General features: G+C 53.0%; 22 protein-coding genes. 9 read left to right on the top strand and 13 right to left on the bottom strand.

What is annotated here, in order from left to right; all coding sequences use genetic code 11:
* Window position 1: 1 nt before the first annotated feature.
* From npr to AAIE03_RS15895, 11 genes are all read right to left on the bottom strand, one after another.
* Window positions 2-274, bottom strand: coding sequence for a PTS phosphocarrier protein NPr (gene npr, locus AAIE03_RS15945; protein ID WP_013024319.1), 273 nt, complete (start codon window positions 272-274; stop codon window positions 2-4).
* Complete coding sequence (gene rapZ / locus AAIE03_RS15940; RefSeq protein WP_013024320.1) at window positions 271-1,125, bottom strand: RNase adapter RapZ; 855 nt, start codon at window positions 1,123-1,125, stop codon at window positions 271-273. Before rapZ ends, npr begins: the two co-directional genes overlap by 4 nt.
* A gap of 49 nt (window positions 1,126-1,174) precedes the next feature.
* A complete protein-coding gene (gene ptsN / locus AAIE03_RS15935) occupies window positions 1,175-1,654 on the bottom strand; it encodes a PTS IIA-like nitrogen regulatory protein PtsN (RefSeq protein WP_013024321.1) in 480 nt (159 codons plus the stop codon).
* 152 nt (window positions 1,655-1,806) lie between these two features.
* Entirely contained in the window at window positions 1,807-2,094 is a 288-nt protein-coding gene (hpf, locus tag AAIE03_RS15930) for a ribosome hibernation promoting factor (RefSeq protein WP_013024322.1), read from the bottom strand.
* A 21-nt stretch (window positions 2,095-2,115) separates the two neighbouring features.
* Window positions 2,116-3,552 carry an RNA polymerase factor sigma-54 gene (gene rpoN, locus AAIE03_RS15925; protein ID WP_013024323.1) on the bottom strand — a complete coding sequence of 479 codons (1,437 nt, stop codon included), beginning with the start codon at window positions 3,550-3,552 and terminating at the stop codon, window positions 2,116-2,118.
* Between the two features lie 48 nt (window positions 3,553-3,600).
* Window positions 3,601-4,326: an LPS export ABC transporter ATP-binding protein gene (gene lptB / locus AAIE03_RS15920; RefSeq protein ID WP_013024324.1), complete on the bottom strand. Its 726-nt coding sequence runs from the start codon at window positions 4,324-4,326 to the stop codon at window positions 3,601-3,603.
* A 5-nt stretch (window positions 4,327-4,331) separates the two neighbouring features.
* Window positions 4,332-4,886, bottom strand: coding sequence for a lipopolysaccharide ABC transporter substrate-binding protein LptA (lptA, locus tag AAIE03_RS15915; protein WP_019106702.1), 555 nt, complete (start codon window positions 4,884-4,886; stop codon window positions 4,332-4,334).
* Complete coding sequence (lptC, locus tag AAIE03_RS15910; protein ID WP_019106703.1) at window positions 4,855-5,436, bottom strand: LPS export ABC transporter periplasmic protein LptC; 582 nt, start codon at window positions 5,434-5,436, stop codon at window positions 4,855-4,857. Before lptC ends, lptA begins: the two co-directional genes overlap by 32 nt.
* On the bottom strand, window positions 5,433-5,999 hold the full coding sequence (gene kdsC, locus AAIE03_RS15905) for a 3-deoxy-manno-octulosonate-8-phosphatase KdsC (protein WP_013024327.1): 567 nt from the start codon (window positions 5,997-5,999) through the stop codon (window positions 5,433-5,435). The genes lptC and kdsC overlap by 4 nt, the downstream gene beginning before the upstream one ends.
* A 13-nt stretch (window positions 6,000-6,012) precedes the next feature.
* Window positions 6,013-6,999: an arabinose-5-phosphate isomerase KdsD gene (kdsD, locus tag AAIE03_RS15900; protein WP_013024328.1), complete on the bottom strand. Its 987-nt coding sequence runs from the start codon at window positions 6,997-6,999 to the stop codon at window positions 6,013-6,015.
* A 16-nt stretch (window positions 7,000-7,015) separates the two neighbouring features.
* Entirely contained in the window at window positions 7,016-7,996 is a 981-nt protein-coding gene (locus AAIE03_RS15895) for a calcium/sodium antiporter (RefSeq protein ID WP_013024329.1), read from the bottom strand.
* Between the two features lie 212 nt (window positions 7,997-8,208).
* On the opposite strand from AAIE03_RS15895, the gene mlaF reads away from it, so the two are divergent.
* The 7 genes from mlaF to murA all read left to right on the top strand — a co-directional run bounded on the left by mlaF (window position 8,209) and on the right by murA (window position 13,019).
* On the top strand, window positions 8,209-9,024 hold the full coding sequence (mlaF, locus tag AAIE03_RS15890; RefSeq protein WP_014595153.1) for a phospholipid ABC transporter ATP-binding protein MlaF: 816 nt from the start codon (window positions 8,209-8,211) through the stop codon (window positions 9,022-9,024).
* A gap of 4 nt (window positions 9,025-9,028) precedes the next feature.
* Window positions 9,029-9,811, top strand: coding sequence for a lipid asymmetry maintenance ABC transporter permease subunit MlaE (gene mlaE / locus AAIE03_RS15885; protein ID WP_013024331.1), 783 nt, complete (start codon window positions 9,029-9,031; stop codon window positions 9,809-9,811).
* 4 nt (window positions 9,812-9,815) lie between these two features.
* Window positions 9,816-10,370, top strand: a complete 555-nt coding sequence (gene mlaD, locus AAIE03_RS15880) for an outer membrane lipid asymmetry maintenance protein MlaD (RefSeq protein ID WP_014595154.1) — start codon at window positions 9,816-9,818, stop codon at window positions 10,368-10,370.
* Window positions 10,371-10,386: 16 nt separating this feature from the next.
* On the top strand, window positions 10,387-11,019 hold the full coding sequence (gene mlaC, locus AAIE03_RS15875; RefSeq protein ID WP_498563170.1) for a phospholipid-binding protein MlaC: 633 nt from the start codon (window positions 10,387-10,389) through the stop codon (window positions 11,017-11,019).
* Window positions 11,019-11,315 carry a lipid asymmetry maintenance protein MlaB gene (mlaB, locus tag AAIE03_RS15870; RefSeq protein ID WP_498563084.1) on the top strand — a complete coding sequence of 99 codons (297 nt, stop codon included), beginning with the start codon at window positions 11,019-11,021 and terminating at the stop codon, window positions 11,313-11,315. The genes mlaC and mlaB overlap by 1 nt, the downstream gene beginning before the upstream one ends.
* Window positions 11,316-11,437: 122 nt before the next feature.
* Window positions 11,438-11,695, top strand: coding sequence for a BolA family iron metabolism protein IbaG (gene ibaG, locus AAIE03_RS15865; protein WP_010251880.1), 258 nt, complete (start codon window positions 11,438-11,440; stop codon window positions 11,693-11,695).
* A 64-nt stretch (window positions 11,696-11,759) separates the two neighbouring features.
* Window positions 11,760-13,019, top strand: a complete 1,260-nt coding sequence (gene murA / locus AAIE03_RS15860) for a UDP-N-acetylglucosamine 1-carboxyvinyltransferase (protein ID WP_014595155.1) — start codon at window positions 11,760-11,762, stop codon at window positions 13,017-13,019.
* Window positions 13,020-13,092: 73 nt separating this feature from the next.
* Here murA and AAIE03_RS15855 read toward each other — a convergent pair whose 3' ends face one another.
* The gene (locus tag AAIE03_RS15855; RefSeq protein ID WP_022622359.1) at window positions 13,093-13,374 is read right to left on the bottom strand and encodes a helix-turn-helix domain-containing protein; all 282 of its coding nucleotides are present in this window, start codon (window positions 13,372-13,374) and stop codon (window positions 13,093-13,095) included.
* A 233-nt stretch (window positions 13,375-13,607) separates the two neighbouring features.
* On the bottom strand, window positions 13,608-14,579 hold the full coding sequence (gene ispB / locus AAIE03_RS15850) for an octaprenyl diphosphate synthase (protein WP_013024338.1): 972 nt from the start codon (window positions 14,577-14,579) through the stop codon (window positions 13,608-13,610).
* Between the two features lie 255 nt (window positions 14,580-14,834).
* On the opposite strand from ispB, the gene rplU reads away from it, so the two are divergent.
* Together rplU and rpmA are read left to right on the top strand one after the other, a co-directional pair.
* A complete protein-coding gene (gene rplU / locus AAIE03_RS15845; RefSeq protein ID WP_013024339.1) occupies window positions 14,835-15,146 on the top strand; it encodes a 50S ribosomal protein L21 in 312 nt (103 codons plus the stop codon).
* A gap of 15 nt (window positions 15,147-15,161) precedes the next feature.
* A complete protein-coding gene (rpmA, locus tag AAIE03_RS15840; protein WP_009092448.1) occupies window positions 15,162-15,419 on the top strand; it encodes a 50S ribosomal protein L27 in 258 nt (85 codons plus the stop codon).
* The last annotated feature ends 38 nt before the right edge of the window (window positions 15,420-15,457 follow it).

Raw genomic sequence — 15,457 nt, 5'->3', positions numbered from 1 at the left:
GTTAGTCTTCGTCGAATCCGGCTTCAAACAGCTCAATGACGGCGGCCAGGGCTTCCGTTTCCTGTGGACCGCTGGCTTCGATCTCAATATGACCGCCTTTGGCCGAATCCAGCATCAGCAACGCGATAACGCTGCTGGCTTCGGCCTCTGTTCCGCTCTCGTTACGCAACAGCACTTCGGCATCGAAACTCTGCACCAGTTCAAACAGCTTCATAGCAGGACGTGCATGCATGCCGAGCTTATTTCTGATTTCCACGGTTTGCTTAACGGTCATGATTTGCGTTTTTCCAGCGTGCGATGACGAGACTGTACATTTTTACCCCGGGAGCGGAAATAGTCAGCCAGCTGTTCGGCAATATACACGGAGCGATGTTTGCCGCCAGTACAGCCAATTGCCACGGTAAGATAGCTACGGTTGTTGGTTTCCAGCATCGGCAACCAGAGTTCCAGATAGCTACGCGTCTGATATATGAAGTTATGGACTTCAGTATGACGATCGAGGAACGCGGCCACGGGCCTGTCCAGACCGGTCATGGGACGTAATTTAGGATCCCAGTGCGGGTTAGGCAAAAAGCGCACGTCGAAAACGTAATCTGCATCAATGGGAATGCCGTGCTTGAAGCCAAACGATTCGAACACCATTGTCAGCTCACGCTCACGTTTACCCAGCAAGCGGGTACGCAGCATCTCCGCCAGTTCGTGTACCGACATCTCTGAAGTATCAATAATCAGATCGGCACGGGAACGCAGCGGTTCAAGCAGGTCGCTCTCTTCGTCAATCGCGCTTTCCAGCGACAGATTCTTGCTGGATAACGGATGCAGACGGCGCGTATCACTGTAACGGCGGATCAACGTGTTGCGATCGGCATCAAGAAACAGCAACTGCGGTGAGAATGCTGAAGGCAAACTGCTGAGCGCCGTCTCAAAAATCTCAGGAGATTCGGGCATATTGCGTACGTCAATACTCACGGCCGCAGAGATATTGCGCTCGACCAGTGATTCAGCCAGTTGAGGCAACAGCACCACTGGCAGGTTATCAACGCAGTAAAAACCCATGTCTTCCAGCGCGCGAAGCGCCACTGACTTTCCCGAGCCTGACCGACCGCTGACGATCATCAGCACCATGACCTTCTCTCCCGTTTTAAAGCCGGCTTACGCCGGTAAATCACGCGCTTTATTGCTCTGTTTGTGCTTCGGTAATAATCGCATACAGTTCTTCATCGCTCTGCGCGGCACGCAGGCGGCGGCAAACCGTTTTATCCGCCAGTCGTTTTGCCACTAACGACAGCGTATGTAAATGGGTTTTACACTGGTCAGCCGGCACCAGTAGCGCAAAAAGCAGATCGACAGGCTGGTTATCCACGGCATCAAAAGCGATGGGTTGCTCCAGGCTGATAAAGACGCCTACGGCCCGTAAAGTATCTTCCTCCAGCTTGCCGTGAGGGATCGCGATACCGTTACCGATACCGGTGCTCCCCATGCGCTCACGGGTTAGGATCGCTTCAAACAGCGTTTGATGCGGCAGGTTGAGCTGCTTAGCGGCCAGTTCGCTGATAATCTCCAGCGCCCGTTTTTTGCTTTGGCAGTGTACGCTACTGCGGGTGCAGTCTGGCGAAAGCACCGTGCTCAGTTCCAGTGTTAAATCATTGTTCATTGTCGTTTCACTTGCGAGTTCACATAGCCATCAACCCGGTACGTAAACATCACGTCGCGGAATAATGGCGCTGGCACAGATGACAAAACGGGGCGGTTAATCCGCCCCATCCTTTCAGCTTTGCGCGCCGGGCGCGCCTGCCAGCGTGAAGGTTAGTGTTTTTTTAGCTTGTCTTTATATTTGGTCAGTTGACGGGTCAACTTGTCAATCAATCCGTCAATTGCCGCATACATATCTTCCGCTTCAGATGTGGCGTGCAGCTCGCCACCGTTGACGTGCAGGGTTGCATCAGCAATCTGCGTCACCTTCTCAACTTTCAGGACAACATACACCTGATTGATATGATCAAAGTAATGTTCCAGTTTGGCAAATTTCGTTGTCACGAACTCACGCAGGGGTTCGGTGATTTCAACATTTTGCCCGGTAAGGTTCAGCTGCATAGGTCTTCCTTCTCATTTCTGTCAAACCAGCTGTTTACGCTGATTTGAAGGCGGTATGGACAAAGACTCGCGGTACTTAGCGACGGTTCGACGTGCCACTATTATCCCTTGATCAGATAACATGGAGGTCAGTTTACTGTCACTCAAGGGCTTGGCGGGGTTTTCCGCCGAGATTAATTTTTTCACCAGCGCACGAATAGCGGTAGATGACGCTTCTCCGCCACCTTCAGTATTAACATGACTGGAGAAAAAATACTTCAGTTCAAAAATGCCTCGTGGGCTGTGAAGGTATTTTTGCGTGGTCACGCGGGAAATCGTCGATTCATGCATGTCCACCGCCTGGGCAATATCGGCCAGCACCATAGGACGCATAAACTCTTCACCCTGGTCAAAAAAGGCCTGCTGCTGTTCCACAATACAGCGGGAGACTTTTAACAATGTCTCGTTACGGCTTTCAAGGCTTTTAATCAGCCAGCGGGCTTCCTGCAAATTACTGCGGATAAACTGACTGTCGCTGTCGTTGCGTCCGGCTCCGCCCATGGCGGCATATTGCTGGTTGATCTTCAACCTGGGCAGGCTGTCGGTATTCAGTTCGACCGTCCAGCGCGTCGTCACTTTACGTACCAGCACATCGGGAATCACGTATTCGGGTTCACCGGTGTTAATCGACTGACCCGGGCGCGGATCGAGCGACTGAATCAGCAGCATCGCCTCTTTCAGTACGTCTTCTTTCAGACGCGTTACGCGCATCAGGCTGCGGAAATCGTGGTTCGCCAGCAAATCGAGATGGCTGCTGACGATCAATTTTGCTTCCGCCAGCATCGGCGTTTCAGGCGCATACTGCGACAGCTGCACCAGCAGGCAGTCGCGCAAATCACGCGCGCCGACGCCGACAGGATCGAAACGCTGAACGCGCTTTAACACGGCTTCGACTTCGTCGATTTCCAGTTCGTCGTTACCGATACTGTCGAGAATCTCTTCAAGTGAAACGGTAAGATAACCGGTGTCATCAATGGCATCGACGATAGAGGTCGCAATGGCACGGTCGTTATCGCTGAAGGGCGTTAACTCGACCTGCCACATAAGATAGTCCTGCAGTGACTGTGTGGTTTCGCCCTGATAAATCGGCAGCTCGTCATCCTGATAATCGGTACCGGTTCCTGAAGGCGTGCCTGCGGTGTAAATCTCGTCCCACGTGGCGTCAAGCGGCAGCTCTTCAGGCATATCCTTTTGTTCCAGCGCTTCTCGGGTATCCAGTCCCGCTTCGCCTTCCTGATACTCTTTCGCGTCTATTTCATCGTGCAGATCGGTTTGCTCAAGCAGGGGATTGCTTTCCAGCGCCAGCTGTAACTCTTGCTGGAGTTCGAGCGTAGAGAGCTGCAGTAGACGTATCGCCTGCTGCAGTTGTGGGGTCATCGCCAGTTGTTGGCTGAGCCTGAGTTGCAAACCTTGCTTCATAGACAGGATGGATATTCCCGGGTAAACATCAGTATTAACGACACCTTATCAGAGTCTGAACTCTTCACCCAAATAAACCCGTTTAACTTGCTCATCTGCAAGGACTTCATTCGGCGTACCGTGCGCAATCAGATTTCCCTGACTGACGATATAGGCGCGTTCACAGACCGCCAGCGTTTCTCGCACGTTGTGGTCGGTGATGAGAACACCAAGGCCACTGTCACGCAGGTGTTCAATGATTTTTTTAATGTCGATAACGGAAATCGGGTCGACCCCGGCAAAGGGTTCATCCAGCAGGATAAATTTCGGATTCGCTGCCAGCGCACGCGCAATTTCTACGCGACGGCGCTCACCGCCCGACAGCGATTGCCCCATATTGTCGCGGAGATGAGCAATATGAAACTCTTCCATTAGCTCGTTAGCCCGATCCTGTCGCTGCTCTTCGGTTAAGTCATCACGAATTTGCAGGACCGCCATCAGGTTGTCGTAAACGCTCAGGCGACGAAAGATTGAGGCTTCCTGCGGCAGATAGCCAATGCCGCGGCGCGCACGCGCATGAAGCGGCAGGATGCTGATATCTTCGTCATCAATAATGATGCGTCCCGCATCGCGCGGAACAATGCCCACCACCATGTAAAAGGTGGTCGTTTTACCCGCACCGTTTGGACCCAGCAGCCCGACGATTTCACCGGACTTTACCTGCAGGCTGACGTCTTCAACCACGCGGCGGCCTTTATAAGCCTTTGCCAGGTTTTCTGCGATTAATGTGGCCATAGTGATCAGTTACTCTTTTTTTCGCTGTTGGTTGACGCGGGCTTATCCTGCAACTGCGACGGCACCAGCACGGTCGTTACGCGCTTGCTCTGGCCCTGGCTGTAAGCCTGCATTTTTTGCTCTTTTACCAGATAGGTGATGCGGTCGCCTTTGATGTTGCTGTCCAGTTGCTCAATGTAGGCGTTGCCGGTCAGCTCAACAAAGTCATTGGCAAGCTCATAATGCAGTTTGGACGCATGGCCCTGAACCGGTTTGCCGTTGTCCTGCATCTGGTAAAAGGTGGCAGGATTACCGTAAGCATCAACTATGGTCTTTTTGCTGTCGCCGCCCGGACGCGTGACCACCACTTTATCCGCGGTGATTTTGATCGATCCCTGGGTGACAATAACGTTACCGGTGAAGGTCGCGACATTGCCTTGCAGATCCAGAGACTGATTCTCAGAGTCAATATTCACGGGTTTGTCCGAGTCACCGGTCAGCGCCAGAGCAGGCAGGCTGGCTGCAAGCAGCAGGCTGGCCAGTAAAAACTTAATGTTGTTTTTGTTCATTTTGAATTTCATAAGAAGTTTTGACCTTTTCGATTAACTCGGCGTTCTTTGTCCGTAAATTACCGCGCATTTTCATACCGGTGGAGTTAAAACTGCGGCCATATAACGTCACCTGGTCGTCAGAGGCGACGTCCTGAGTGACAAGATTGACCTGAGCGTTATCCGTTTTAATACGCTCAAGCTGGGAGTCCTGAGCCAGAGCATTCAGCTCAACATGGCCATAAAGATACAGCATCCGATCTTTGGTAAGCTTTGCTTTATCTGCGCGTATCGTCCAGGTCGGCATTTTATTTTCGTCATAGGTGGTCATCACCGGATTATCAAACCAGCTTATTCCGCTGTCTTCGAAATAGGTGACTTTATCCGATACCAGCTTGTAAGCCAGTCCACCTTGCGGGTTGTAGACTACGGTATGGGAGTTAGCACTGGTGTAGGTTGGCGTTTGATTATTATTCGCTACCGGCGCGCTGTTGTCGCCATCCCGGTTAGTGAAATTCCAGCCAATAAGCACCAGCGCAATCAAGGCCAGACCCAACGTTATCCAACGCCTGCTTTTACTCATACTGATTGCCCTTTGGCATCCTCGAATTTATTTTGCGCCATTAAGATGAGATCGCACAGCTCCCGCACCGCACCGCGCCCACCGGCAATACGGGTAACGTAGTTCGCGCGCGTCAATAGCAATGGATGGGCATCGGCGACAGCCACGCTTAGCCCGACTTTCGCCATCACTGGCCAGTCAATCAGGTCGTCGCCAATATAGGCGACCTGATCGTCAGAGAGCGACAGTGTATCCAGAAGTTCACCATAGGCCAAAAGCTTATCTGATTGCCCCTGATAAAGGTGGCGAATCCCGAGCGTTTTACAGCGGTCTTCCAGTAATTTGGCCGTGCGGCCGGTAATAATAGCCACTTCGACGTCAGAGGTCAGCAGGCAGCGAACGCCATAGCCATCGCGCACGTTAAAGGTTTTCAGCTCTTCGCCGCTGTTCCCCATATAAATCAGACCATCCGACATCACACCGTCAACGTCGCAGATCAGCAGGCGAATTTTACTGGCGCGCGTCATGACATCTGAACTGACCGGGCCGTAGCACGTTTCTAAAGTGGCATTTTCCGACTGCATTATGTCTTCCTGTTTACACTACGCCAGCGCGCAGCATGTCATGCATATGTACCACACCCAACAGACGGTCGTCATCGGCCACCAGCAGGGAAGTAATGTTTTTGGTTTGCATCAAATTCAGCGCATCCACCGCCAGCACGTTAGGCCGCACGCGAATGCCACCCCGGGTCATGACTTCAGCGATAGTGGCGTGTTGAAAATCAATGCCCATATCAAAGATGCGGCGCAGGTCACCATCGGTAAAGATGCCCTCGATCTTCATCAGATCGTCCACGATAACCGTCAGGCCGAGATTTTTACGGGTGATTTCCAGCAGGGCATCACGCAGGGAAGCATCGCGAGTGACGTGCGGGAGTTCATCCCCGCTGTGCATAATGTCGCTGACGTGTAGCAGCAGCTTCCGGCCCAGCGCACCGCCCGGATGGGACAATGCAAAGTCTTCTGGCGTAAAGCCGCGGGCTTCCAGCAGGGAAACGGCCAGCGCATCGCCCATGACCAGCGTTGCGGTTGTGCTGGTGGTGGGGGCCAGGCCGAGCGGACAGGCCTCCTGTGGGACTTTCACGCACAGGTGGATATCTGCGGCGCGGGCCATGGCGCTTTCAGGACGGCTTGTCATACAGATCAACGGAATCTTTTGGCGTTTCATTACCGGTATCAGCGCCAAAATCTCACTGGATTCGCCACTGTTAGATATCGCGATGACGACATCGTCTTTACCTACCATGCCAAGATCGCCATGGCTGGCTTCAGCGGGATGCACAAAGAACGCCGGCGTGCCGGTGCTGGCAAAGGTGGCCGCCATTTTTTTCCCGATATGGCCCGACTTGCCCATCCCCATGACCACAACTTTTCCCTGACAGGCATAAATCAGTGCGCAGGCGTCGGCGAAAGCCTCATTAATATATTGATCAAGCTGCTCCAGGCCTTCGCGCTCGATGCGTAATACCGTTTTACCGGCTTTCTGAAAATCAAAATTTACCGTTGGTTGCTGATATGACATGGCGAATCTGTCCTTTTTAGCCGTCCATAAACGCCGGCTGTAGCCACAGCAGCGTTACCCAGACGAAGAAACCACAGAGTAAAAGCGAGCCCGCCGTACGGCCAACCCGGCGGCGACGCAGCAGACAAAGCATGGCGAACAGCACGCTGACACCCAGCATTATCCAGTAATCGCGCGCAAATGCGTGATAGTCTACGCTGCCGGGATGAATCAGGGCCGGCAGACCCAGAACGATAGCCAGATTATAAATATTGGCACCAATCAGATTGCCGATAGCGATATCATCTTCACCTTTCAGCGCGCCCGCGATGACCGTTGCCAGCTCTGGCAGACTGGTGCCGACCGCGATGAGCGTCAGCCCCATGACCAACTCGCTGACGCCAAAGTAATCCGCAAATACGGTCGCGTTATCGATCACCATGTGCGTCGACATGGGCAGGATAATCAGTGCGACGGCCAGCCAGAGAAAGGCGACGGTATTTCCGCTCTCTTCACGCGGCAGTTCGGCTAATTGTTCGCGCGTTAACGTATCGTTATTGTCCTTCTCTGCTTTGCGCGCGATGCGGATGGTCACTATCAGATAAATCGCGGCGATAGCAATCAGTGCAAGGCCATCCAGGCGACTAAGATAGTTATCAAATAACATGATGCCGCTAAGAAGTGAGACCAGCACCATCAGCGGCAGTTCACGGCGTATTAAATTGGAATGGATGCTCAGGGGATGCAGCAAGGCCGCGCCACCGAGAATCAAAAGAATGTTGGTGATGTTTGAGCCAAGCGCGGTGCCCACCGCCAGATCCATCTGTCCGTACTGCGCTGCCGAGAAAGAGAGAATGATCTCCGGGAGCGAGGTGCCGATACTGACGACGGTCATGCCGATTATCAGGGGCGGGATGCCAAAGGATCGACAAAGTATTGCAGCACTAAACACCAGACGATCGGCACCATAAGCCAGTAAAAGCAGTCCGATAATCAGCAGTGCGGTAGCGACGAACATGGAAAATCCTTGCTTAAAACCCCTGTCGGCTCGCCTTCAGGTTCTTTGTGACAAAACAGGCGCTGATTTTGACCTTCTGAGCGGCAAAAGTAAATTTTATGACCGTTTTCGCCAAATCTTTGTATTAAGTTTCTGTAAAGCTATCGTGCGTTTAGCCTTAACAGGCTACCATCGTACCCTATGTTGACGCCCGATCCGTAATAGAGGTGATAATGATCCAACAAAAAACGAACCTGGTTGAGGTTCGTGGCGTGAGTTTTTCACGTGGCGATCGCAAAATTTTCGACGATATTTCGCTGACGGTGCCAAAAGGTAAAGTGACGGCGATTATGGGGCCGTCGGGGATCGGGAAAACAACGCTGCTACGCTTAATCGGCGGGCAACTGCAACCTGACAGCGGTGAGATCTGGTTTCGGGATGAGAACATTCCGACATTGTCGCGCACAAAGTTGTATGAAGCGCGTAAAAAGATGAGCATGTTGTTTCAGTCAGGCGCGCTGTTTACCGACTTAACGGTATACGAAAATGTGGCCTGGCCGCTGCGTGAACATACCCGGCTGCCCGCGCCGATTTTACACAGTACCGTACTGATGAAGCTGGAAGCCGTGGGTCTACGCGGTGCTGCGCAGCTGAAGCCTGCGGAGCTGTCAGGCGGGATGGCCCGCAGGGTTGCGCTGGCGCGCGCGATTGCGCTTGAGCCTGAACTCATTATGTTCGATGAGCCCTTTGTAGGGCAGGATCCCATTACCATGGGCGTGCTGGTTAAGCTTATTGATGAACTGAATCATGCGCTGGGCCTGACCTGCATCGTGGTTTCCCACGACGTGCCCGAAGTGTTGAGTATTGCTGATTACGCCTACATTGTGGCAGGACAAAAAATTATTGCGCACGGCACGACGCCAGACCTGCGTGCTAACAACGATCCCCGTGTGCGCCAGTTTATTGACGGCATTGCGGATGGGCCAGTGCCGTTTCGTTTTCCGGCGGGCGACTATTTGGCCGACTTAACCGGCTCAGGGAGAATCTAAGCTGATGTTGTTGAAAGCACTGGCGTCATTAGGACGCCGGGGAATAGGAACCTGCGCCAGCTTTGGGCGTGCCGGTTTAATGCTTTTTCATGCGCTGGTCGGTAAGCCCGCGTTCCGTAAACACTTTCCGCTGCTGATCAAACAGCTTTACAGCATCGGCGTACTGTCTCTGGTCATCATTGTCGTCTCCGGTCTGTTTATTGGCATGGTGCTGGGCCTCCAGGGCTATCTGGTGTTAACCACCTATGGCGCTGAAACCAGTCTGGGCATGCTGGTGGCGCTGTCGCTGCTGCGTGAACTGGGTCCGGTTGTGACGGCGCTGCTGTTTGCAGGGCGCGCAGGATCGGCCTTAACGGCAGAGATCGGGCTGATGAAAGCCACGGAGCAACTCTCCAGTATGGAGATGATGGCGGTCGATCCCCTGCGCCGTGTCGTTTCGCCGCGCTTTTGGGCGGGTTTTATCAGCATGCCGCTGCTGGCGTTAATCTTTACTGCTGTAGGGATTACGGGCGGAGCGCTGGTAGGCGTGAGCTGGAAAGGGATTGACCCTGGCTTCTTCTGGTCGGCGATGCAAAACGCCGTCGATTTTCGTAGCGATGTGGTCAACTGCATTATTAAAAGCGCTGTGTTTGCCGTCACTGTCACCTGGATTGCATTGTTCAACGGTTACGATGCCATCCCGACCTCTGAAGGGATTAGCCGCGCCACGACGCGCACCGTGGTGCATGCATCACTGGCGGTGCTCGGTTTAGATTTTGTGCTGACAGCACTGATGTTTGGGAATTGATGCGATGCAAAGCAAAAAAAGCGAAATTTGGGTTGGCGTGTTTATGATCATGGCAATGATTGCCGTGTTGTTTCTCTGCCTGCGCGTGGCAGATCTCAAATCTTTAGGTACGGAGCCCACCTGGAAACTGTATGCCACCTTCGATAACATCGGCGGCCTGAAAGCCAGTTCGCCAGTGAAAATTGGCGGCGTGGTGATTGGTCGCGTAACGGACATTTCTCTTGAACCTAAAACGTTACTGCCGCGCGTCACAATGGATATCAGTGATAAATATGCCAACCAGATTCCGGATACCAGTTCGCTGGCGATCCGCACTCAGGGGTTACTGGGCGAGCAGTTTCTGTCGTTAAATATCGGCTTTGACGATCCTGAGCTAGGATCGTCAATGCTGAATGACGGCGGGACGATTCGCGATACCAAGTCGGCGATGGTGCTGGAAGATTTGATTGGCCAGTTCCTGTATAAAAGCGGCGACAATAAAGGCAACAAGCAAACCAGTGACAGTAAGGACGCGCAGGGCGGCGAGATGGCCGCACCGGCAGCAGCGGCTCAACCTTAAATAGAGGGATAACATGATGTTTAAACGTTTTCTGATGATCGCCATGCTGGTGGTCACGCCACTGGCAGCCATCGCGGCCGATCAAAGCAATCCTTATAAACTGATGAACGAAGCGGCTAACAAAACGTTCACCCGTCTCAAGAACGAACAGCCGAAAATTAAGCAGGATCCAAACTATCTGCGTGAGATCGTTCGTCAGGAGCTCCTGCCTTACGTGCAAATCAAATATGCCGGTGCATTAGTGCTGGGCCGTTTCTACCGCGATGCCACACCTGCACAGCGTGAAGCTTACTTCAAAGCGTTTGGCGACTATCTGGCTCAGGCTTATGGCCAGGCGCTGGCCCTGTATCACGGTCAGACTTATCAGATTGAACCTGAGAAGCCGATTGGCAACACCAATATTGTGGCTATCCGCGTGACCATTATCGATCCTCAGGGCCGTCCGCCTGTACGCCTCGACTTCCAGTGGCGTAAGAACAGCCAGACCGGCAACTGGCAGGCTTTCGATATGATCGCGGAAGGCGTGAGCATGATCACCACCAAACAGAATGAGTGGGGCGATCTGCTGCGTACCAAGGGGATCGATGCGCTGACCGCTCAGCTGGAAGCCTCAGCGAAACAGCCTATCACCCTGGATCAAAACAAATAATGCAGGCATCACTGCACTGGTCACGCGAGGCAAACACGCTGCGGCTGGAAGGCGAGCTGGATCGTGACACGCTGATGAGTCTGTGGGAGCAGCGTGAAGCGCTGGTTAACGCGGTCGAACTGATCGATGTTTCCGCCCTGCAAAGGGTGGATTCATCGGGACTTGCGCTGCTGGTTCACCTGCGGGAGATTACCTCGCAGCAGGGAGGCTCGCTGCGCTTTGTGGGAATCGGCGACAAATTGCAGTCGTTGATCACCCTTTACAACCTGCAACAAATTATTGTTTCTGCGGATTAAAGCGCCTGAACTGGCCTTTCTCGTCAAAGCCCCGGTCCCGTACAGGGGCTTTTGCGTATTTAAGAATCAGGCACTTTCCTCTACTATGTCAGCCTTATTATTATTAAGTGAAGTTAAGAGCAATGGAAAACAGTGAGATTCAGGCCGTGCTGATGGCAGCGCTGCCCTTAGATGAAGTTCATGTCATGAGCAATGATGGCAGCCATTTCCAGGTTATCGCCGTGGGTGAGCTGTTTGGTGAGTTAAGCCGCGTGAAGAAGCAGCAGGCTGTCTATGCGCCGCTGATGGAATTTATTGCGGACAACCGTATTCATGCCGTCTCCATCAAAACTTACACGCCTGCAGAGTGGGCGCGTGACCGTAAACTCAACGGTTTTTGATTCCCTCCGGGGCTGCTCGCCTGAGCGTGACCGTTTTATAGCCAGTTAATTGAGAACCGTGTTAATGGATAAATTTCGTGTGCAAGGCCCCACCCGCTTAAGTGGTGAAGTCACCATTTCCGGCGCGAAAAACGCCGCGCTACCCATTCTGTTTGCTGCTTTGCTGGCTGAAGAGCCGGTAGAGATCACGAATGTGCCAAAGCTGCGTGACATCGACACCACCATGAAGCTGTTGACGCAACTGGGTGCAAAGGTTGAGCGCAACGGTTCTGTACACGTTGATGCCAGCGGTGTAGACGTTTTTTGTGCGCCTTACGAACTGGTGAAAACCATGCGTGCCTCAATTTGGGCGCTGGGTCCGCTGGTGGCGCGTTTTGGCCAGGGCGAAGTGTCACTGCCGGGCGGCTGCGCCATCGGTGCGCGTCCGGTTGACCTGCATATTACGGGCCTTGAGCAGTTAGGTGCAGAGATCAAGCTGGAAGAAGGTTATGTCAAAGCATCCGTTAACGGACGCCTGAAGGGCGCGCTGATCGTGATGGACAAAGTCAGCGTGGGCGCGACCGTCACCATCATGAGCGCAGCGACGCTGGCAACCGGCACTACCGTGATTGAGAATGCGGCGCGTGAACCCGAAATCGTTGATACCGCCAACTTCCTCAACACGCTGGGCGCCAAAATCAGCGGTGCCGGTACCGATAAAATTACTATCGAAGGCGTCGAGCGTCTGGGCGGCGGCGTTTACCGTGTACTGCCCGATCGCATTGAAACCGGCACCTTCCTGGTTGCGGCAGCCATCTCCGGCGGTAAAGTCATCTGCCGCAATGCACAGCCCGATACGCTGGATGCGGTGCTGGCGAAGCTGCGCGATGCAGGGGCAGACATCGAAACCGGTGAAGACTGGATCAGCCTGGATATGCACGGCAAGCGACCTAAAGCGGTTAACGTGCGTACGGCTCCGCATCCGGGATTCCCGACCGATATGCAGGCACAGTTTACCTTGCTGAATCTGGTGGCAGAAGGAACGGGTTTGATTACCGAAACCATCTTCGAAAACCGCTTTATGCATATCCCTGAGCTGATTCGTATGGGCGCGCATGCAGAAATTGAGAGCAATACTGCAATCTGTCACGGTGTAGAAACCTTGTCAGGTGCGCAGGTGATGGCAACGGATCTTCGTGCCTCGGCCAGTCTGGTCTTGGCAGGCTGTATTGCGGAAGGAACAACGCTGGTCGATCGTATTTACCATATTGACCGTGGCTACGAGCATATCGAAGATAAGCTCAAAGCGATGGGGGCGAATATTGAGCGCATCAGCGGCGAATAATCTCGCGGCGTCGTGCTAATGAAACCAGCCTTATCACAAGGCTGGTTTTTTTTCGGCTACCGATTGCGTTACGCTAGCTTTTGGTCGCGTTGTGAGTCGGTCGCACACGCTTTTTGCGATCCAGGAGACAATGGGTTTCGGGATCGTAATAACGACTTGGCCATATCTCTGACGGATGAACATTGATCGCATCGGCAATCAGCCATTCGCCTTTGGGCCAGGGGCGCGAGAGCGCGTTGGCCAGGGTTGATGAACTTAATCCCGACTGACGTGAAAGCGCCGCCAGCGTGGTGCCACGTTTACGTAGTGCGGCAATGATATCGGCGGGATGCCAGTCCTCTGTCCTGCTCTGCATAACCTTTTCTCCTTGTCCTTGTCAGTGCGTAACGCGCGAGTGATGCTGACTTGTCTACATCCTATCTGGAAAGTTGTCGAATTTTATATCAGAAAATTTCCATAAGATTCCAGTAATATTTAGGCAAGCAGACAGAACTGAGCGGCCTGACGCAAAAGGAGTGTAACGCGTGAAAGAAGAAGGAGGAGTGGGAGAAGGTCACGGAGCCGTGGTGGCTCCGTCATGAACAGAAATCAGAAATCGCGTTGGACTGACATGTGCGCCAGCGCTTCCAGGGCGGAGCGCCACGGGGTTTCTGGCAGAATCTGCAAGGCTGCAATGGCTTTATCGGCCTCTTGCTCCGCACGCTGACGCGTCCATTCCAGTGAGCCACACTGGTTCATCGCTTCCAGAACGGGCGCCAGTAAATGGCGACCGTTACCCTGTTCGATCGCATCGCGGATCATTTTCGCCTGCTCAGGCGAACCATGGTTCATGGCGTGAAGCAGTGGCAGGGTAGGTTTACCTTCGCTGAGGTCGTCACCGGTATTTTTACCCAGGGTTTCCCCATCGGCACTGTAGTCAAGTAAATCGTCAATTAACTGGAAAGCGGTTCCCAGATAGCGCCCATAATCCTGTAGGGCTTTTTCCTGCGCTGGCGTTGCCTCCGCTAAAATCGCCGAGGCCTGAGAGGCGGCTTCGAATAAGCGAGCTGTTTTGCTGTAGATCACCCGCATATAGCTCTCTTCTGTGATGTCAGGATCGTTGACGTTCATCAGCTGAAGCACTTCCCCTTCCGCGATAACGTTCACCGCTTCAGACATCAGCGCCAGGATACGTAGCGATCCCATGCTGGTCATCATCTGGAAGGCGCGAGTATAAATAAAATCACCGACCAGCACGCTGGCTGCATTACCAAATGCAGCGTTCGCGGTGGCCTTGCCACGGCGCATATCGGATTCATCCACGACATCGTCATGCAATAGCGTGGCGGTGTGGATAAATTCGATCAGCGCCGCGTTGGTGACGTGGAGATCGCCCTGATAACCCATGGCGCGCGCCGACAGCACGGCAATCATGGGGCGAATGCGTTTACCGCCGCCACTGATGATGTAATAACCCAGCTGGTTGATGAGCGAGACATCTGAATTCAGCTGGTCGAGTATGGTCTGGTTAACGGCAGCCATGTCCTGTGCGGTTAATTCGTTAATCTGTTCTAAGTTCATTCGTCTTTTCAGCTATGACTCGTTTCTTTGCCATGGTAAGCGGTTTTACCCAGCCAGCGTTCAGTAATCTGTTACTGATTGTACTTGAATTTTCAGGTTGAGAAACGTTTGCATTGAGCCTGTGTTTTTTTTCTGCAAGAGTGTGCAAAGTGCTCTTGTCTTCTGTTTGAGTTTTGCGTAGAATTCGCGCCCTATTGTGAATATTTAGCGCGCCGCCTGATGAACTGAAAGGCAAGCGCAGAAGCGGAGTTTTATATGTACGCGGTTTTCCAAAGTGGTGGTAAACAACACCGAGTAAGCGAAGGTCAGACCGTTCGCCTGGAAAAGCTGGACATCGCAACCGGTGAAACCATTGAGTTTGACCAGGTTCTGATGATTGCAAATGGCGAAGACGTGAAAATCGGCGCGCCACTGGTTTCAGGCGGTGTGATCAAGGCAGAAGTTGTTGCTCATGGTCGTGGCGAGAAAATTAAGATCGTTAAGTTTCGTCGTCGTAAGCACTACCGTAAGCAAGCTGGCCATCGCCAGTGGTTCACTGATGTGAAAATCACTGGTATCACGGCGTAAGAGGAGATCTGACAAATGGCACATAAAAAGGCTGGTGGTTCGACTCGAAATGGTCGTGACTCCAATGCAAAACGTCTGGGCGTAAAACGTTTCGGTGGCGAATCTGTTCTGGCAGGTAGCATCATCGTTCGTCAGCGTGGCACCAAATTCCACGCAGGTAGCAACGTTGGTTGTGGTCGTGACCACACCCTGTTTGCTACTGCAGACGGCAAAGTAAAATTCGAAGTTAAAGGTCCGAACAACCGTAAATACATCAGCATCGTTGCTGAGTAAGGTTGTCGTGACGCAGACGATTAACGTCTGAACGCACG

The organism is Pantoea sp. Ae19-2 (genome assembly GCF_059801205.1).
This window is presented reverse-complemented; position numbering and strand designations above follow the sequence as displayed.